16 protein-coding genes are annotated in these 19,115 nt (G+C 65.0%); 9 read left to right on the top strand and 7 right to left on the bottom strand.

Translation table 11 applies throughout. From position 1 onward, the window contains the following. The first annotated feature begins 17 nt into the window (after positions 1–17). The 6 genes from LC092_RS12795 (at position 18) to LC092_RS12770 (ending at position 5,623) form a co-directional block, all read left to right on the top strand. On the top strand, positions 18–470 hold the full coding sequence (locus LC092_RS12795; RefSeq protein ID WP_224806926.1) for an Lrp/AsnC family transcriptional regulator: 453 nt from the start codon (positions 18–20) through the stop codon (positions 468–470). After that, positions 470–1,084, top strand: coding sequence for a LysE family translocator (locus tag LC092_RS12790; RefSeq protein WP_224806947.1), 615 nt, complete (start codon positions 470–472; stop codon positions 1,082–1,084). The genes LC092_RS12795 and LC092_RS12790 overlap by 1 nt, the downstream gene beginning before the upstream one ends. A gap of 200 nt (positions 1,085–1,284) precedes the next feature. Then, positions 1,285–2,436, top strand: coding sequence for a TRAP transporter substrate-binding protein DctP (gene dctP, locus LC092_RS12785; RefSeq protein ID WP_224806925.1), 1,152 nt, complete (start codon positions 1,285–1,287; stop codon positions 2,434–2,436). Positions 2,437–2,517: 81 nt separating this feature from the next. Then, entirely contained in the window at positions 2,518–2,937 is a 420-nt protein-coding gene (locus tag LC092_RS12780; protein ID WP_224806924.1) for a VOC family protein, read from the top strand. A gap of 29 nt (positions 2,938–2,966) precedes the next feature. Next, on the top strand, positions 2,967–4,127 hold the full coding sequence (locus LC092_RS12775) for a CaiB/BaiF CoA transferase family protein (RefSeq protein ID WP_224806923.1): 1,161 nt from the start codon (positions 2,967–2,969) through the stop codon (positions 4,125–4,127). Then, positions 4,124–5,623 carry a class I adenylate-forming enzyme family protein gene (locus tag LC092_RS12770; protein ID WP_224806922.1) on the top strand — a complete coding sequence of 500 codons (1,500 nt, stop codon included), beginning with the start codon at positions 4,124–4,126 and terminating at the stop codon, positions 5,621–5,623. Before LC092_RS12775 ends, LC092_RS12770 begins: the two co-directional genes overlap by 4 nt. Before the next feature lie 270 nt (positions 5,624–5,893). Here the strand turns inward: LC092_RS12770 and LC092_RS12765 are convergent, their stop codons facing one another. The 4 genes from LC092_RS12765 to LC092_RS12750 are packed head-to-tail and all read right to left on the bottom strand — an operon-like array spanning position 5,894 to position 10,771. Further along, positions 5,894–7,546, bottom strand: a complete 1,653-nt coding sequence (locus LC092_RS12765) for a long-chain fatty acid--CoA ligase (protein WP_224806921.1) — start codon at positions 7,544–7,546, stop codon at positions 5,894–5,896. A 48-nt stretch (positions 7,547–7,594) separates the two neighbouring features. Continuing rightward, positions 7,595–8,905, bottom strand: coding sequence for a TRAP transporter large permease (locus tag LC092_RS12760; protein WP_224806920.1), 1,311 nt, complete (start codon positions 8,903–8,905; stop codon positions 7,595–7,597). 1 nt (position 8,906) lies between these two features. Continuing rightward, positions 8,907–9,488 (bottom strand): TRAP transporter small permease, encoded by a 582-nt coding sequence (locus LC092_RS12755; RefSeq protein ID WP_224806919.1) that lies wholly within the window; start codon positions 9,486–9,488, stop codon positions 8,907–8,909. A gap of 26 nt (positions 9,489–9,514) precedes the next feature. Further along, positions 9,515–10,771, bottom strand: a complete 1,257-nt coding sequence (locus tag LC092_RS12750) for a serine hydrolase domain-containing protein (protein WP_224806918.1) — start codon at positions 10,769–10,771, stop codon at positions 9,515–9,517. 184 nt (positions 10,772–10,955) lie between these two features. On the opposite strand from LC092_RS12750, the gene LC092_RS12745 reads away from it, so the two are divergent. Beyond that, positions 10,956–12,872, top strand: a complete 1,917-nt coding sequence (locus tag LC092_RS12745) for a flavin-containing monooxygenase (protein WP_224806917.1) — start codon at positions 10,956–10,958, stop codon at positions 12,870–12,872. 125 nt (positions 12,873–12,997) lie between these two features. Next, positions 12,998–13,660, top strand: coding sequence for a TetR/AcrR family transcriptional regulator (locus LC092_RS12740; RefSeq protein ID WP_224806916.1), 663 nt, complete (start codon positions 12,998–13,000; stop codon positions 13,658–13,660). A gap of 78 nt (positions 13,661–13,738) precedes the next feature. On the opposite strand, the gene LC092_RS12735 is transcribed toward LC092_RS12740, so the two are convergent. The 3 genes from LC092_RS12735 to LC092_RS12725 all read right to left on the bottom strand — a co-directional run bounded on the left by LC092_RS12735 (position 13,739) and on the right by LC092_RS12725 (position 17,647). Beyond that, positions 13,739–14,917 (bottom strand): iron-containing alcohol dehydrogenase, encoded by a 1,179-nt coding sequence (locus LC092_RS12735; RefSeq protein ID WP_224806915.1) that lies wholly within the window; start codon positions 14,915–14,917, stop codon positions 13,739–13,741. Positions 14,918–14,998: 81 nt separating this feature from the next. Beyond that, positions 14,999–16,657: an AMP-binding protein gene (locus LC092_RS12730; protein ID WP_224806914.1), complete on the bottom strand. Its 1,659-nt coding sequence runs from the start codon at positions 16,655–16,657 to the stop codon at positions 14,999–15,001. Positions 16,658–17,053: 396 nt separating this feature from the next. Beyond that, the gene (locus tag LC092_RS12725; RefSeq protein ID WP_224806913.1) at positions 17,054–17,647 is read right to left on the bottom strand and encodes a MarR family winged helix-turn-helix transcriptional regulator; all 594 of its coding nucleotides are present in this window, start codon (positions 17,645–17,647) and stop codon (positions 17,054–17,056) included. 165 nt (positions 17,648–17,812) lie between these two features. On the opposite strand from LC092_RS12725, the gene LC092_RS12720 reads away from it, so the two are divergent. Next, a complete protein-coding gene (locus tag LC092_RS12720; protein ID WP_224806912.1) occupies positions 17,813–19,078 on the top strand; it encodes a cytochrome P450 in 1,266 nt (421 codons plus the stop codon). Positions 19,079–19,115: the final 37 nt, after the last annotated feature.

Below are 19,115 nucleotides of genomic sequence, written 5' to 3'. Positions count from 1 at the left end.
CCGCATAATTTGCGGGTATGGATGCGATTGACGCGAAAATAATCGATCTCCTTTCCGCCGACGCCAAGCGGTCGCTGGCCGATATCGGCGCGTCTGTCGGGCTCTCGCCCTCCAGTGTGAACGAGCGTGTGCGGCGTCTGACGGCCTCCGGGGTCATTCGCCGCTTCACCGTCGATCTGGATCCTGTCCAGACCGGCATGCAGACCCTGGTCTTCGTCTGGATCGCGCTTCGCGACGATGCGGATGAAGAGGCGTTTCGCGCCTATGCGGCCGCGCATCCCCTCATTCTCGAGTGTCACCACGTCACCGGTGCCTGGTCCTACCTGATCAAGCTGCGCGTGGGCGACACGACACGGATCGAGCCGTTTCTGGCCGACCTCAAGGCCCGCCGCTTCGTCGGCCGCAGCGAGACGGTCATCGCTCTGTCGTCGCCTGTGCCCGGCGCCCTTGTCAGAAAAGACGGTGCATGATGGATGGGATGCTGTTCTTCAAAAGCCTGTTTCTCGGGCTGGCGATTGCCGCGCCGCTCGGGCCGATCGGCGCGCTTTGCATCAACCGCACGCTGGAAAGGGGCTTTGCCGCGGGCGCGGCCGGGGGGCTGGGAACGGCCCTGGCAGACGGCGTCTATGCCACCCTCGCGGCCGCCGGGTTCGCCGCTTTCGCCTCCGTGCTGGGGGCGATCGACACGCCGCTTCGTCTCCTGGGCGGGGCCTTCATGCTCTGGCTCGGCTGGCACAGTTTCGCGCCGAAAGTGCCCGGGACCGCGGCACGTGTCTCCTCCCGAGACCTGGTCGGGACCACCGCGGCCACCTTCCTCCTGACGATCACGAACCCGATGACGGTGTTGTCCTTTGCGGCACTCTTTGCCGGATTGGGACTTGCATCGACCGCGACGGCGGCCGATGCCGCGCTGGTCGTGGCCGGCGTGTTCTTCGGGTCGATGCTCTGGTGGTGCCTGCTGAGCGGCGGCGTGGCGCTTGCCCGCCATCGCCTTCCGCCCGCCTTTGCGCAGTGGATCTCCCGCCTGTCCGGGATCATGCTGATCGGCTTCGGCCTCTGGGCCGTGTCCTCGCCTTTCGTGTGAGCGCCGCGCTGCCGCGTGACAGCCCTGCGCCGCGTGCAGCAGCAGAGTGTCTTTCATTCAATGCACCGGATCTCTCCCCGACGCGCCCGCAACCGGCGCGGATCGTGCCGTTGCCCATTGCAAATTTGTCTAAGTCAATTGTATAAAGCAGATGACTTTGTCGCCGCGAGGCGCGGTTGACGGCAATGAGGGAGGGGACCATGAAGAAGATCAACAGGCTCGCGGCGATGGCGGGGGCCGTATGGCTCGCCGGCACGGCGATGGCGAACGCGGAAACCCTGCGCTTTGCCTATGGGCATCCGCCGGGATCCTATTTCGACATCGGGGCAAACGTGTTTGCCGAGGCGGTCCGGGAAAACTCCGGCGGCGAGCTGAAGGTGCGCACCTTCCCGCTCTCCCTGCTCAATCTCATGGAGACGTCCGACGGCATTGCATCGGGGCTGGCCGATATCGGCGCGCTGATGACCACGCTGTTTCCCAGGGAGTATCCCCATACCAATCTGGCGATGGAAACCGCGATGATCCTGCTGCAGGAGGAGGGCCTGTCGCAGGACATGCAGGGCGTCCTCTATGGCGCCGCAATGACGGATTTCATCATCAACGACTGTCCCGACTGCAATCGCGAGTTCGCCGCCCGCAACAACGTCTTCACGGTGGGAACGGCCTCCACGCCCTATTCGCTGAACTGCACGGAGCCGCATGTCGAGCTGTCGGACCTCAAGAACGCCCGCATGCGCATTTCCGGGTCCTATTGGGCGCGCTGGTCCGAGGCCATGGAGGCCGCGCCGGTCACCGTGTCCGGCAACGAGATGCTGGAGGCCCTGAGCCAGGGCGTGATCGATTGCGTCATCCTGTCGGTTCCCGATGTCTATAATTTCGGCATGGGCGATCTGGTGACCGACATCACCACCGGCGTTCCGGGCGGCATCTATGTCGCGTCGCTTGCACAGGTCAACCGGGCCACCTGGGCCGGCCTGAGCCTGAAAAAGCGCGAGGCCCTGCTGCGCGGGGCCGCAAGGGCCGCGGCCGAGATCTCGATGAAATATGAAAACGGCCTGCAGGAGCTGAGGGAAAAATCCCGCAAGGGCGAGATCAAGGCCCGGTTCCATGACGCCGCTCCCAGTCTGGTGGAGGCGACGCGGACGTTTGTCGACACCGATATCGACACGCTGGTTGCCTACTACAGGGAAACCTTCGGTGTCGCCAACGGCGAGGAAACCGTCGCGGCGATGCGCGCGCGGGTGTCCGAATGGCGCGGCCATCTGGACGGCGTTTCGACCGCGGACGACCTGGCGCAGCTCTATTTGGACGAGATCCTGTCCGACGTCGATCTGGCGACCTACGGGCAGTAATCGATGTCCGGGGGGGGCGCCTGCGTCACGCCGGTGACCCCCGTTGATGACGGCGAAGCGGACAAGGCGGCGGAGCGGACGATGAAGATTGAACGGCTGGACAGGATCGCGCTCGGCGTGCGCGATCTCGACGAAACGGCGGCGTTTTTCGAGGGGTTGCTGGGCATCCGCTTCGATGCGCCGCTGAGCGACGACAAGCTGGGGATGGAGGCCCGCTACTCGCGCGAGGGCCTGGAACTCGTGGCCGGGCATCCCGGGTCGGTCGTCGATAAATTCACCAGCAGCCGCGGCGAGGGCGTCTTCTGCGTCGTCTTCAAGGTCTCCGACATGGACGCGGCCGTCCGCCACTTTCGCGAAAAAGGCCTTGAGCCGGTGAACGACGTGACGTTCGGGGCCTTGCGGGAGGTCGCGTTTCATCCGGCCAGGGCGCACGGGCTTCAGATCGTTCTGGCCGCCTATCCGGATCCCCATCCCGCGACGGCCGCGGCGCTGGCCGACTAATCTCGCCCTCTCAGCTGGAAACCGAACCGATGACGACAGCCCTGGAAGGACTGCGTGTCCTCGACCTTGGACGGCTTGGTCCGTCCGCCATGGCCTCGATGTATCTGGCCGATTTCGGGGCCGAGGTGACATCGATCTCCGCCGCCCCGGCCGGTCCTGATCCCGGTTCCGACGCGGATATCTGGAGCTTTGACGCCCAGATGCATCTGATCGCGCGCGCGTTGAACCGCAACAAGCACAGCCTGGTGCTCAACCTGCGCGATCCGGGAGACCGCGACATCTTCCTGGCGCTGGCCGCTGAAGCCGATGTCGTGATCGAGGATTTCCGTCCCGGCACCGCGCAGCGGCTCGGGATTGGCTATGAAACCCTTCGCAAGGTCAACGACCGCCTCGTCTATTGCGCGCTGTCTGGCTACGGGCAGAGCAGCCCCATGGGGGACCAGGGCGGCCACGACCTGAACTTCATCGCCAAGGCGGGACTTCTGGACCTGATCGGCACCGGCGAAGACGCCCCGCCGGTCATCCCGTTGTTTTTCCTGTCGGACTTCGGAGGTGCCGCCCTGCATGCGGTCAGCGGGATCCTGTTGGCCCTCCTGGCGCGCGACCGGGTCGGCACGGGCCAGTTCGTCGATATCTCCTTTCTCGATACTGCGCTGGGCCTTGCCAATCCGCTCGCCTTTCATCTGTTGAACGGCGGCGCGGACTTGCGTCGCGGCAAACTGCTCTATTCGGGCTGCTATCCCCATTACGCGCTGTATCGCGCCAGTGACGGTCGCTATGTCGCCGTCGCCAGTTTCGAACCCTGGCTGTGGAAACGGTTCTGCGCGGAAATCGGCCTGCCCGATCACGGCGACGCGGATCTCCTGGACGCCGCCACCACCGAGCGTGTCAAAGCCGATGTCGCCGCCGTGCTGGCCACCCGGACCGCCGATTATTGGGAAGAAACGCTCGGTCCCAAGAGCGTGTGCGTGACCGCCGTGCAGTCGCTGGCCGCCATGCTCGGGAGCGACCATGCCGGCGCGCGCGGCATGGTCGCCGAGACACGCCACGACGTCTACGGGACCGAACGCCATCTGGCCAATCCGATCGCATTGTCGCTCACGCCGACTGCGGTGCGCCGCGCCGCGCCGGTTCCGGGCGAGGACGACCACACGCAATCGCAGGCATTGAGGGAGGACACCGCCACATGATCGCATCCATTCTGGCGCGCCAGGGCGACCGTTTCGCTGACAAGACCGCCATTCGCTGCGGCCCGCTGACCGTCACCTATGGCGAGCTGAACGCCCGGATCGCGGCCACCGCCGACCGCCTGAGCGCAATGGGGATCGCCGAGGGCGGCAAGGTCGCGCATCTGAGCTTCAACGACATTGCGTTCTTCGAGCTGTTGTTCGCCTGCTCCCGTCTGGGCGCGGTCCTGGTGCCGGTCAATTTCCGCCTGGTTGCCGACGAGATCGTCTATCAGCTCGCCAACTCGGAAGCCGAGGTCGTTGTTTACTCCGCTGATTTCCGCGACACGATCGAGGCCGTGAAGGGGCGCGCGGATGCCGTTCGCCACTGGGTGGAAAGCGGCCCGCAGGGATTGGCGCCCGGGGCCGCGCCGCACCCCCGGCAGGGGATCGAACGGCGGGCGCCGGACGCCTGTTTGCTGATGATCCACACCTCGGGCACGACCGGGCGCCCCAAGGCTGCGATGCTCTCGGAGCGCAACCTTCTGGCGACGGCGCAAAACCAGATCGCGGACTTTCCGTTGACGCGGGACGACATCACCCTGACCTGCGCGCCGATCTTCCATGCCGGCGGATCGCTGATCTGCACCTTGCCGCTGTTGCTGATCGGCGGAACCGTCATCCTGCAGAAGCATTTCGATCCGGCCGAGGTCGCCCGCCATCTCGTCGAGGACGGGGTGACCTGCATGTTTGCAGCGCCGGCGATGTGGCAGGCGCTGATCGGCGCGCTGGAGGAGCGGGGCGCCACGGCGCCTGCCCTGCGGCTTTGCCTGTCGGGTGGCGCGGCGGAGACGGAACGGTCGATGCGGCTGTTTCGGAAAATGTTCGGCGTTGCCCTGATGCAGGGGTATGGCCTGTCGGAATGTTCCTCCACGTCGACCGTGCTGCGCGCCGAGGATGCCGAGGCGCGGCTGGGGTCTGTCGGCAAGCCGATGATGACCAACCGGCTGCGCATCGTGCACCCGGATGGCCGCGACATCGCGCCGGGCGAAGTCGGCGAAATCATCCAGAGCGACGACACCGTCATGCTGGGCTACTACAAGGACGAGGCGGCCACGCGGCAGACCATTCGCGACGGCTGGCTCCACACCGGAGATCTCGCGACGGTCGACGAGGACGGCTTCGTCTATATCAAGGGCCGGCTGAAGGAGATGATCATTTCCGGCGGCGAAAATATTTATCCCGCCGAGATCGAGCAGCTCTTGAACACGCACCCGGCGATCGCCGAAAGCGCGGTTGTCGGCCTTCCCGACGAACGGTGGGGCGAAACGCCGATGGCCTTCGTCGTGCCCAGGCCGGGCGAGGAGCTCGATCCCGCGCAGGTCATCGGCTTTTGCAAGGCGCATCTTGCGTCCTACAAGAAGCCCAGGCGGGTTGTCGTCGTCGACGCGCTGCCGCGCAATCCCTCCGGCAAGGTCAAGAAGTTCGAGCTGCGTGCAGGTGTCGCGCCGCAGGACTGAAAAAACGCGTCCCGTTCGGGGCGCGTCAGGCTGCTGACAAAGGTGGAGTTGCTCCAAGCGTCATACCGGGCAAGCGTCAGCGCGACCCGGTATCGGAGAGCTAAAGGCCTATAATTTCAAGCCAAAAGAAGCCGACAGGTAGTGCCTCCCCGATCCCGGCTCTCATTGCATTCGGCCGGGTTGACGATTCTTCAGAATTTGTCATCACTCTCACGCGCCCCGTTCGGGGCGCGTTTTCCAGAGCGTGGGCGGAGCATCGGGATGTCGATTTCAGTTCATGTCGCCGAAATCCACGTTGATCCGGCTGCGCAGGTCTTTCTTCGAGATCTTGCCGGTGGCCGTCATGGGCAGGCTGTCCATGGTGATGACGGCATCGGGCATTTGCCATTTGGCCAGATGCCGTGCCATCTGCGCCAGGAGGTCGGCCTCGTCGATGCCCTTTTCCTTGTCGGCGGGCACGACGGCCAGAACCGGGCGTTCGTCCCATTTGGGATGCGGCACGGCAATCGCCGCCGCCTGGGCGACAGACGGGTGGGCCGTTGCCAGATTTTCCAGATCGAGCGAGGAAATCCATTCGCCGCCGGATTTGATCAGGTCCTTGGTCCGGTCGACGATCTGCAGGCGGCCGGCGCTGTCGATGCGCGCGACGTCGCCGGTGCGGAACCAGCCCTCGGCGTCGAAAGCAGCCTTCGAGGCGTCCGGCGCATTGAAATATCCGTTGACCACGGCCGGCCCTCGCACCAGCAATTCGCCTTGGGCCGTCCCGTCATGCGGCTGCGGCGTGCCGTCTTCGCCGACGATTTTCATCTCCAGGCCGAACAGCCGCTTGCCCTGGGGAATGGCATTGGCGATGCGGTCCTCCCGGCTTGCGCCTGCAATCGGACGGGTGCAGGTGCCGATCGGGCTCATTTCTGTCATGCCCCAGCCATGGATCGTGCGGATGTCGAAGTCTTCCAGCGTGGAAATCATCGCCGGCGGCACGGCGGAGCCGCCGATCAGCAGCATCTCCAGAGCCTTCGGCTTGCGACCGCGCTGCCTGATTTCCTCGATCAGGCCGGCCCAGACGGTGGGAACGCCCCATGCCCCGGTCGTGCTGGTCGTCTCCATCAGGTCGAAGAGGCTTTTTCCGTCGAGATGCGGGCCGGGAAACACCAGGTCGGTGCCCGACAGCGGGCAGGCATAGGGCAGGCCCCAGGCGTTGACGTGAAACAGCGGCACGACGGGCAAGATGCGCTTTCCGCTGCCGAACGCCTGCGGAATCCCCAAAATGGCGGACATCGCGTGCAGCACCGTGGAGCGATGCGAGTAGAGCGCGCCTTTCGGGTCGCCAGTTGTTCCTGACGTGTAGCACAGGCCGGCGGCCGCCGTTTCCGGCAAGTCCGGCCAGTCGATGCTGTCGGGATGTCCTTCGATCAGGCTTTCATAGGCCAGCACGTCCTCTGCGCAGGTCTCCGGCCGGTGCGCCTCATCGGACAGGAAGACCCGCTGCATCCGGCGCGGGAGGTGCTCAGCCAGCCCGTCGACCAGAGGCGCGAACGTCAGGTCGAAGAACAGCGCCCGGTCCTCGGCATGGTTGACGATCCAGGCGATCTGCTCCGGGAACAGGCGCGGGTTGATCGTGTGGCAGACCGCGCCGATGCCGGCGATGGCATAATAAAGCTCGAAGTGGCGGTAGCCGTTCCAGGCGAGGGTCGCGACGCGGTCGCCAGGGCCAATGCCCATCGCCCGCAAGGCATGGGCAAGGCGGGCGATGCGCTTCGATGCATCAAGCAGGCTGTAGTCGTGCAGGCCGCCTTCGACGGTCGCGGAAAGGATCCGCGTGTCGCCGTGGACGTCCGCCGCGTAGTCCATGATCGCCGGGATAGACAATGCGCCTTGCATCATCTGCCCGTCCAGCGGCGGCCTCTCTTGCAACATCGTCATGGTCTGTTTTCCTTTTCGTGTCTGGAAGGGAAGGGCAGGCCCGCGCCGTCAGCCGTCGAACAGCGTCAGGGGAAACAGGACGAGATCGGGAAAGGCGATCAGGAGACCGAGAACGACCAGGTCCATGAGCAGGAACCAGCCGATGCCCCGGAAGATCTGGCTGGTCGTGACGAGGTTGCCGACGACGCTCTTGATGACGAAAACGTTCATTCCGACCGGCGGCGTGACCATCCCGATTTCGAGAAGCTTGGTCAGGATGATGCCGAACCAGATCAGGTCGAAATTGGCTTCCCCGATGATCGGCAGCACCAGGGGAAGCGTGAGCAGCATGGCGCCGACCGGTTCCAGGAACAGGCCGAGAAAGAGGTACAGAACGACCAGCCCCAGCATGATGACCAGCGGGTCGGAGGTCGTCGAGATGACCAGGTCGCTGAGGTAGTCGCCGGCGCCGGAAAATACCAGGAAGCGGGTCAGCACGGTGGCGCCGACGCCGATGATGATCATCGTCGAGGTGGTGAGCACCGTGTCCGAGATCGCCCGCAGGAAGACCCGCGGCGACAGGGTTCCCTTGGCAAGGGCCACCGCCGCAGCCAGAAACGCGCCAACGGCGCCGGCTTCGGTTGCGGTGAAGGCGCCGCCGAACAGCCCGGTGAACACGCCGAGCATGATCAGGACGATCGGCCAGCTGTCGCGTGTCATGATGATCCGCTGGCGCAGCGGCAGGGGGTCGCCGCCGCGCGGGGCGAGCGCCGGATTGAGCGCGACGCGGATCCAGATCACCACGATATAGCCAAGCGCGGTCAGCAGGCCGGCGGTGATGCCCGCGATGAACAGGCTGGTGACGGGAACCTGAGCGATCACGGCGAAGATCAGCATGATCACGGAAGGCGGGATCAGCGCGCCGATCGTGCCGGCGACCGCGACGGTTCCCGTGGCGAGTTCCGGATCGTAGCCGGCCTTGGTCATTTCGGGCACGGCGATGCGCCCCATCGTCGCCGAGCAGGCGATGGAGGATCCGGAGACCGCCGCGAAGCCGGCGGAGCCGAGCACGGAAGCGATGGCGAGGCCGCCGGGCAGGCCCTGCAGCCAGACCCGCGCCGCCCGAAACAGGCCCTCGGTCAGCTTGGCGTGATGACACAGAAACCCGAGCAGCAGGAACATCGGAACCGCGCTCAGCACCCAGCTTGCCGCGAAGTTGAAGGGCAGCAGGCCGAGGCTGCTCCATGCCACGTTCCAGCCCGCCAGCAGATAGAGTCCGCCGAAGGACACGCCGATCATCACAAGCCCGATCGGCAGGCGCATGGCGATCAGCACGAAGAGGAGCGCAAGTCCGCCGAGGCCGATTTGAATGTCGGTCATCTCAAACGCCTCTCGCATCGCGCGCCGCCGCGGAGCGGGGCAGACAGCCTGCCAGGAACTGCAGGAAGCGCAGCGCCACCAGCAGCGTCATCAGGCCGGCTCCCAGCGGAAGCGCGAAATGGGCCGGCCATGTGTCGATCGACGTGGTGCCCTGGACCTGCGACGCGCCGATCCGCATCTGGTTCAGCGCTTCCTCGAAACCGCGCACGGTGAGGGCGCCGGTGACGAGGCCGGTGAACAGGAGGCCCCATCCGCCGATCTGCCGGGACAGGCGCCGCGGCAGCAGGTCGGTGACCAGCTCCATCTGGATATGCGCGCGCTGCAGCTCGGCGAAGGCCAGCGGCACGAAGGCCACGATCACCATGTAGTAGTAGCTGACGATGGTCAGCGTCCCGGGCAGCCCCGTTCCGGTCAGATACCTGAGGGCGACATCGGCCGTGACCTGAAGCATCATCGCGACGATCGACAGGCCCGCGGCGATGGAGACCGCCTTGATCCCCCGGGCGAGAAGCCGCTCCGCCCGCTCCCAGAAACCGGGCGTTGCCTCGGGCGTCCGCGCCCCCGGACCTGGCTCCTTGCGCATGTGTCGTCCTCCTGTGTCGGGTCGCGTCACGGCTGGGGTGCCGCGGCCGAAATGCAGCGATAGGCGGCATCGATGAGCGTCTGTCCGCGCGGATTCAGCAGGAAGCCGGGTCCCATCTGCGTCATGGTGTAGGCCATGGAGAGATCCGCCACGGGATCGCGAAATCCGAAGGACCCGCCCGCGCCGACATGTCCGAAGGCCTGCGGGGGGATGAGGAAACTGTCGCCGCGCGGCGCGCGTCCCGGTCCGCCGCGGTTGTCCATCCGCAGCATGAAGCCCGGTCCGAACCGCGTCGGCTGCAGGAGCATCCCGTCCCGGTGCGTGGCGGATGTGGCCTGCGCGAAGCTTGCGACCGTTTCGACGTCGAGGCCCAGAAGGCCGTCCGGCCGCATCGCCTCGAAGAGTGCGGCAAGGTTGCGGGCATTGGTGACGCCCGAGGCTGCGCCGATCTCGGCCCTGCGGCCGGCGCGTGTGTTGACCCCTTTCGCCATCCAGTCGCCGTGATTGAAGAAGAACCGGCTCTGGGGCGATCCGGGATCGCGCAACGCCTCGCCGAAGGGCGTCGAGCCGCCGCCTTTTTGCGGAACGAAGTGGCGGATGTGCGCGACCCGCGCCTCGAGCGCGTCGGGCAGGCCGATCCAGAAATCGAGCCCGAGCGGCTCCGCGATCTCTTCCGCGAAGAACCGCCCGAGGCTGCGTCCGTCGACGCGTCGCATCACCTCGGCAAGGATGAAGCCACCCGTCACCGGGTGGTAGGCTGTCGTGCGTCCCGGCGCGAAGACCGGCGTCGCGGCCGCCAGCCGCTCGGCCATGTAGGCGTGATCGCACAGGCAGTCCGTCTTCAGCGGCTCGCAGAGAACCGGGATGCCGGCGCTGTGGTCGAGCACCATGCGCAGCGTGATCTGCTCCTTGCCCTGCGCCGCGAACGCCGGCCAGACCGCGCCAACCGGCGCATCCAGATCGACCTGCCCGCGTTGGCTAAGCAAGTGCATGCACAGTGCCGTCGCCGGCTTGGTGGCGGAAAAGATCACGCAAATGGTGTCGTCGCTCCAGAAGCGGGGAGCCGCATCCGCGGGCGAGGCAATGCGTCCGCCGGACAGGCTGACGACCTCGCGGCCGCGATGCTGCGCATGAACCGCGGCCCCGGCTTCCGCCCGGATCGTGAAATTCGCGCAAAACGCCTCGGCGACGGCTTCGAATCCTGGCGCGACCCGGCCCGACACCGAAACGGGCCCGTCCTGTGTTTCAAGCGTGCGCGTCCAGGGCGCGGCGTCTTTCGCCATCGCGTGTCCTCCTCCCGTTTGGCTCCGGCCGACCTGTCTGGCGCTGCGGCCTGATTTGCCGAAAAGCGCGATCAGGCTGTTGCAATGCGTGTTTGTTATCGTTAAGTCGTTTGCTTGAGCCAATTGACTTCATCGCATACCCAATGTGGGCTGCCCCGTCAATCGGGAAGGCAAGGAGAGTTCAATGACAGGTCCGGATCTGACCCAGATGCCCCGGTTGGATGCCGCGCTGCTGCGCGATGGCATCCGGCAGGGCAACATCCCAACCTTGCTGTGCGTGCTGTACCAGATGACGGGCGAAGAGCGCTGGCTGCAGCCGCCCTACACGCCCGGCCGGGCCCGCGGTCTCGACGACAATGACGACGGCGGCCTTCCCGAGGATATTCAGCAGGAAATCCGCGACGCTGCGGAAAAGGCGATCTTCGACTGGATCGACGGCGCGCGGCTTGCGATTCCGCACCCGTCGAACGCGACATTGGCGCGCATGCTCTCGGTCTCGATGAACGAGCCGGTTCCCGAAAGCTACGGCGAGGTCATCGCCTCCGATCTGGGGCTGGCGGCACATAGCAAGACGCCGGAAACTCCCTGGCCGTCGGGCCTGCGGGTTCTCGTCGTCGGCGCGGGCGTCTCCGGCATCTGCGTCGGCGCCAACCTAAAACGGCTGGGCGTCGATTTCGAGATCATCGAGAAAAACGAGGAGTTCGGCGGCACCTGGTGGGAAAACCGCTACCCCGGCGCAGGCGTCGATACGCCCAACCACATCTATTCCTTTTCCTTCGCCCCGAACGACTGGTCGCGGTATTTCGCGCTGCAGGGCGAGCTGCTGAGCTATTTCCGCAGCGTCGCCGACCGCGTCGGCCTGCGGGAAAAAACCCGCTTCTCGACCCGGGTCGAGGAGGCGCGCTGGGACGGCGACAGCCGGAAATGGGTGCTGCGGCTGCGCGACGCCAAGGGCACGCTGACCACCGAACGCTGCGACATCCTGATGAGCGCGGTCGGCGTCCTCAACACGCCGCAGGTTCCCGACATTCCCGGTGCGGACACATTCCCCGGTATCAGAACCCATACGGCGCAATGGCCGGAGGATCTGGACGTGACGGGCAAGCATGTCGCCCTGGTCGGCAATGGCGCCTCGGGGATGCAGGTCGCTCCCGCCATCGCCGACAAGGTCGCCTCGCTGACCATCTTCGCCCGCTCCAAGCAATGGGCGGCGCCATTTCCGCAGTTTCAGAAGAAGGTGCCCGATCCCGTGCGGCACCTGCTGATGGGCGTTCCGCTGTACCAGCAGTGGTACCGGATCCGGCAGTTCTGGACCTTCAACGATCGCATTCACGAATCCCTGCAGAAGGATCCGAACTGGCCCGAGCCGGACAAGGCCCTCAACGCGACAAACGACCGGCATCGCCGGATCTTCACGAAATACGTCAAGTCCGAGCTCGGCGACCGCCAGGACCTGCTCCCGCATGTGTTGCCGGATTTTCCGCCTTACGGAAAGCGCATCCTGCTCGACAACGGCTGGTACAGGACCATCACCAGGCCGAATGTGGAGCTCGTCCCCGACCGTCTGTCACGGATCGACGGGCGTCGGTTGACGGCGGCGAACGGCGAGAGCTACGAGGCCGACGTGCTGATCTATGCGACGGGCTTCAAGGCGGCGGAAATGCAGTCGTCCTACGACATCGTCGGGTGCAACGGCCAGCGTCTGGCCGATGTCTGGGAAACCGACAATCCGCGCGCCTACATCGGGTCGACCGTTCCCGGTTTCCCGAACTTCTTCACCATTCTCGGGCCGAATGTCGGGCTGGGGCACGGCGGCAGCATGATCAAGGCGATCGAGCTGCAGACCTCCTACATCCTCAGCGTCATCACCCGCATGGCCGAGAAGGGCATGTCCACCGTCGAGGTGCGCCCCGAGGTCTACGAGGACTACAATCGCCGGATCGACGAGGCGCATGACCGCATGGTCTGGACCCATCAGGGGACGGAAAACTGGTATCGCAACCGGCTTGGCCGGGTGGTGGCGATTTCCCCCTGGCGCAACGACCAGTTCTGGCTCCTGACGCGCGACGCGGATCCGCAGGATTATGTCTTTGGAAGCTGAGAGGCGGGGGATGTCCCCCGCTTCCGCAACGAAAGCGCGAGGAAATATGGCTGTTCCACACATGCCGCTTTGACCTTTGCCCCGATGGTGCAGTATCGACAACCGGAATGACAAAGGAAACGAGCATGGTGAACCGGAGCGACGAAGACGACACCCGTCAGCGGATCAAGATCGCGGCCATTCAGCTGTTTTCCCGGCACGGCATCGAGGGCGTGTCGGTCCGCGCCATTTTGAACCAGGCGTCCGTCAAGAATTCCGCCGGAATCCACTATTACTTCCGCACCAAGGACGACCTGATCCGCGAGCTGGTTCGCGACGCCCTGATGCGCACGCGCCGGGCGCGAAACGCCGCGCTGGACGCGCTCGAGGCCTCCGGTGCCCCGATCGGGGTGCGCGACATCGTCGAACTGATCGTCAAGGTCGAGACGGTGGGAACGGGTGATCCAGAACAGCGCAGCGACCTGCCGATAGGCTTCGGCCACATGCGGTTCATTTCGGTGATGCAGCTGAACCACCGCGCCATTTTCTCCGCTGCGGTCGAGGCGGAGGGCGATGACAGCTTTCAGCGCTGCATCGACCATATCGCGGCGGCGCTGCCGGATGTCCCGCGCGCCGCGCTGAACCGGAAGCTGGTGTTTTTCTACCAGTTCGCGCAGGCCAGCCTGTCGGCGCGCGAGGCGGCCTTTGTCCTGAACGAGGATGGCGGCCGCCTGTGGGGAGATCCGACCGCGCTGGAGAGCCTGATCGACAGCCTCACGGCCAGCATTGTTGGCGCCCCGCCGCGCTGAGGCGAAAGAGCGCGACGGCAGCAAGGGTTCGCGCCGCTCCCGTGGGAGCGGCGCTCTGCGGTCGGGTCGCGGCCTTGCCTATTTGGCCAGTTCCAGGATCTCCATCACATCCGCAGGCCCGCTAATCGGCCGCGGATTGGTCTTCCCCCAGATGTCGTCCATCGTGTATTCGGCAATTTTCGGCATCTTGTCGGCATGCACGCCGACGGCGGCCAGCGAGCGGGGCATTCCCAGATCCGAGATGAAACGGTCCACCAGTTCGGCGGCCGGCACGTCGGGCTTGCCGAATGCGGCGCGGATCGGCGCCTGGCGCGCGGCGTTCACCGGCTCGTTCCATTGCAGGACGAAAGGCGACATCACGCAGGAGGTGTGACCGTGGGGCACGTCGCACAGCCCGCCCAGCACATGGCCGATCGAGTGGCTTGCGCCCATCGGGACGCCGGCAATGATCGGCAGCATGGACTGCCAGACGCCGATCTGGCACTTCAGCCGCGCCTCGAGATCGCCGGGGTCGGCCTTGACCCGCGGCAGTCCCGCGATCAGCAGATCGAGGGCGCTTTTCGCCAGACCGTCGCAGAAGTCGTTGGACTGGAAGGATTGCAGGGTTTCGATTGCGTGGTCCAGCGCCCGCACGCCGGTCGACAGCCAGAGCCATTCGGGCGTGTGAACGGTCAGTGCCGGATCGAGGATCACCGCAACCGGCGCCATCATCCGCTCCAGATAGGCTTGCTTGTGCTTGCTGAGCGGGTCGGTCGCGCCCGAAAGCGGATTGAAGTCGCCGCCCGACAGGGTCGTGGGAATGCAGATCGTGCGAATGTCCTGGGGGGCGAAGGCCGGCACGACCATGGCACCGGCGTCGTCCACCGTGATGTGGTAGGGGGCCATGCCCTGTGCCGTGCGCACGTCGTGCTTCAGCATCACCGGCACGATCTTGGCGCAATCGGTGACGGATCCGCCGCCGATGGAGACGATCAGGTCGGCGTTTGCCTCCCGGGCCACGGCGGTCGCCGCGATCACGTTGTCGCGCGGCACATGCGGCTCCACGCCGGTGAATGTCTCCGTATGGCGTGTGCCAAGGGCGGCCTCGATCTTCGCGATCTCGTCGGTGTGGTCGGCAAGCGACTTGCTGGCGATCAGGACGACGCGCCTGGCACCGAGCATCTCGACCTCGGCCGCCAGCGCTTTGGCGGCGGGTTCCCCGAAGCGAATGCGCTCGGTCGATGTCATCACCACCATGCCGGCTGCTGGATGTGTCATTGTTTCCTCCCCAGAAAATGACCAAACGGAATTGTGTCCCGCCTCATGGCAGGGGCGGGCGCGCGCCTGACGACCCGGAGGTCAGACAGGCGTGCGAAACCTCTCTCCCTTGATGGAAATGCCTGCGGCGTTGCGGTCGCAGGTGTCCGGCGTCACGCCCTCGCTGCGCAACTGGTGTTTCAGCACCTTCGCGGTCGGCGTCTTGGGAAGGCTGTCCAGGATGCGCACGTAGCGGGGCACCATGAAGTAGGCCATGCGCTCCTGCAGGAACGCGATCAGTTCGGCCGGGTCGATCGTGCGCCCGGCGACCGGCGAGACGCAGATCATCACCTCGTCCTCGCTATGTTCGCTGTCGACGGCCACGGCGGCCGCCTCGAACACGTCGGGGTGGGCCAGAACCTCGGATTCCACCTCGAAGGAGGAAATGTTCTCGCCCCTGCGCCGGATGGCGTCCTTCACCCGGTCGGCGAAGAAGAAGTTGCCGTCCGCGTCCTGCACGAAGGCGTCGCCGGTGTGGAACCAGCCGTTGCGCCAGGCCTTGGCCGTCGCCTCCGGCATCTTGTAGTAGCCGCTGTTCATTGCCCAGGGGCGGTCGGTGCGGACGATCATTTCCCCCATGGTGCCGACCGGGACCTCGCAGTCGTTCTCGTCGACAAGCCGGACCTCCACCCCCGGCCTCGGCTTTCCGCAGGTGCCCCGGACCTTCGGGTTTGGCTCGGACACGATCGGGCTCGACACCTCGGTCATGTTGAAGATCGTGTAGACATCGAGGCCGAAGCGGGTGGCGAAGCTTTCCGCATTCGACGCCAAGGGCACCATCAGCACCAGCCGCAAGGGATTGTCCGCATCGTCGGGCTTCGGCGGCTGCTTTTCCAGGAAGCTCGCCATCACGCCCAGCAGGAAGGCGACCGTGCTCCCGGTGCGGCGCACCTGATCCCAGTAGGTCGCGGTTTCGAAGCGTTCCACAACCGCGATCGAGCCCCCGCGCGCCAGCATGCAGAACATCGGGCCGGAGCCGCCGATATGGAACATCGGCGCATTGATCAGATAGCGGTCGTTTGCGGTGACGAAGGGCCAGGATTCCGGACCCGCGTTCGAGAAGAGGTGCAGATAGGACATCAGCACCCCCTTCGACGGCCCGGTCGTGCCGGAGGTGAAGATGATGGTCATCGGGTTCCAGGGCTCGATGCTGCGCTGGAGCGGGGCCAGCGAGCCGCTCTCGGGCAGCAGCACCTCCTGATAAAGGGTCGCGGGAAGCGGCGCCGCGATCTCTTTCCCGGCCGTGCCGGTGACGATCAGCCGCTCCAGCCGCCCGAGGTCGACGCCCTCCATCCGCTCGACCAGGGCGGCTTCGACGATGGCGAGCGTGGCGTCGGAGATGTCGATGACATGTTCCAGCAGCCGGCCCTTGTAGGCGGTGTTGATGGGAACGTAGATCGCCCCGAGATAGTTGAGCGCGAAGAAGATCCGGATCTGTTCCCGGCAGTTCGGCATCCAGACGAGAACGTGATCGCCCTGCCGCACGCCCTGGGTCTGGAGGCCGATGGCCGTCTGCAGAACCAGGTTGCGAAACGTCGCGTAGGTCCATTCCTCGCCGGTGTCGTCGAACTTGGCAAAGACGGCGTCGGGGCGCTCCCGCGCCTGCCGGTCGATCAGGTAGCGGGTGACCACGTCCTGACGCGCGGGAATCCGCGGATCGGTGGTTTCCCTGGACAGAACGCTGTCTTGTACCTCGTACATGTTTTCCTCCCGCGCGGACCTGATGTGCTGGCTTGATGTTGCTTGTTCTTGCGCTTTTTCCGAATTCCTCCCCGAAAAAAGCGGACGCCAGCGCCTGTTGGCCGAGCATGGCGCGAACCGAATATCTAAGTCAATAGTTTTGAGCAAGTGACTTAGTTGATGGATTCGGGCTGTCGTCTGGGCAGTGCCGGGCTGCGATCGTGCAACGGGCGAGCCAAAGCGCGGCAGGCGAATCCGCGCTTCAGGCGGCGGAAGGGCGGCGAGCCGACAGGCGGGCGTGACCTGTCAAACACCCGCGCGGTTGCGTTCGTTGCTGCCGGTCGGCGCGCGGCGCCAGATCAAGGGAAGCGCTTGGCCAATTCCGCCAAGGCTGCGAAACGGATGCGGCCTTGCGTGTCAGGGCGTGGGCTCTTGCGAAGTGGCCGGTGCCTTGATCTCTTCGGGCGGTTTTGCCTGAAGGGCGGAGAGGTTTTCCAGAAACCGGGTGAGCATCCCGCACAGCGTGGCGATCTCCTCCGGCGAAAACCCGGCAAACAGGTGGCGCTGGCGCTCCAGCGCTTCGGCAAGGATGGTCGCGTGAAGGGCGTGACCCTTCTCTGTCAGGCTCCATCCCCGGCTGCGACCGTTGGCGTGCACGGGCCCCTGGCTGACAAGCCCCTTCTCGTGAAGGCGTTGCAGGCACCGGCTGACGGCGGCCTTGTCGATCCCGATCGTCTCGGACGACAGGGTGACCGTCGCGCCGGGTTCACGCGTCAGCATCACCAGCATCCGCCAGTCCATGACGCCGACGCCGTATCGCTCTTGATAAATCCGCGACGCGGCCCGGCCAAAGCGGTTCGCTGCAAAGGTGAGCAGGACCGTCGGCGACCTCGAAAAGCTCAGCGTGCTCCGCGCCGCCTGGTCGTCGTCCTCCATGGTCACGAGAAACAACTCGTCCGGCAGATCGGTCTCCTGCGACCGGCGAGGCTCAAGGTCTTTTTGATCGGGCATAGCACTGAATATGAGAATTCGGGGAGGGGTTCAAGGCTGTCAGTCCCGGGATAGGTCGATTTGTTGACATGACAATATTGATGTTGACAAGACAACATATCGCATCATAAACCTCGGTCGGAGATCGCGGAGAGGAGCCGTTCGATTTCTTGGGAGGAATATCCGATGTCTGACTTTTCGGTGCCGGGCGGACAGCCTGCGGCTTGTCCGTTTCACGCCGCGGGAGCGAACCACGAGCCGTTTCGGCACGAGGGAATGTACGAATTCTTTGCGAGCGTTCGGGACGATGTGCCGGTCTTCTATTCTCCGCAGATCGGCTATTGGGTTGTGACCCGGCGCGAAGATGTTCTTGCAACGCTGCGCGACCACGAGAGTTTTTCCGCGGAAATTGCCACCCAGCCAATCACGCCCTGGCCGCAGAAGGTGCTGGACTATCTGAAAGAGCGGAACTTCACCAACGAGGCCGTTCAGGTGGCCTGCGACCCGCCACGGCACACGCGCATTCGCATGATCGCGTCGCGCTTCCTCAACGTTCGCCGGTTTTCCTTCTACGAGGACGCGCTGCGCAAACTGGTCAGAGTTTACATCGACCGGATCACAGGGCTGGATGAGGTCGATCTCGTCGATGCGATATTCTACGAGTTCCCGGCCCAGGTCGTGTTCCTGCTGCTTGGCGAGACGGATTTCGATCCGCGCAAGATCAAGAAATGGGGCGATCTCCGCTTGAACATGGTGTGGGGCAAGCCGAGCGAGTCCGAGCTTGAGCTTGCCGTCCACGATCTCGCGGATTTCTGGGATTATGCCTGCGAACTGGTTGAGGCGCGCAAGGTGGCTCCGGGGGACGACTACCCGAGTTTCCTGCTCGCTCGGCGTGACGGCGATGACGCCGTGTTGACGGAAAATGAAATCAAGAGCCTGGTGTTCGGCCTGCTGATTGCGGGGCACGAAACCACCACGAATGCCGCCGGCAACCTGTTTCTCGAACTGATGAAGCGTCCGGAGGAATGGGCGAAAATCGTCCGAAGGCCGGAGCTCGTTGCAAATGCGGTTGAAGAGGGATTGCGATATGCCTCCTCCGTGGTCGCATGGCGGCGCACCGCGAAGGTCGATGTCACCATCGCGGGGCAGGATATCCCCAAGGGCGACAGGATCCTCGTGGCCCTGGCCTCCGCCAATCATGACGGCGCCTGTTTCGATGACCCGGAAACATTCGATGTGGAACGTCGCAATCCGCGCGAGCACCTCGCTTTCGGGAGCGGGATCCACACCTGCCTGGGTGCTCCGCTGGCCCGGCTTGAGCTGAAGGTCCTGCTTGAGGAGCTCTCGGCCCGGTTTCCGGATATGGCGCTTATGCCCGGCCAGGAAATCGACTGGACGAAGACCATTTCGTTTCGCGGCCCGAGCCAGTTGCGAGTGCGCCTGCGCGGCTGAGCGGTGCGCGCCAGATCCGAACAGATCAGACCCTGAA

The sequence above is a fragment of the Stappia stellulata genome (assembly GCF_020176715.1).
In the GTDB taxonomy this organism is placed as follows: Bacteria; Pseudomonadota; Alphaproteobacteria; order Rhizobiales; family Stappiaceae; genus Stappia.
This window is presented reverse-complemented; position numbering and strand designations above follow the sequence as displayed.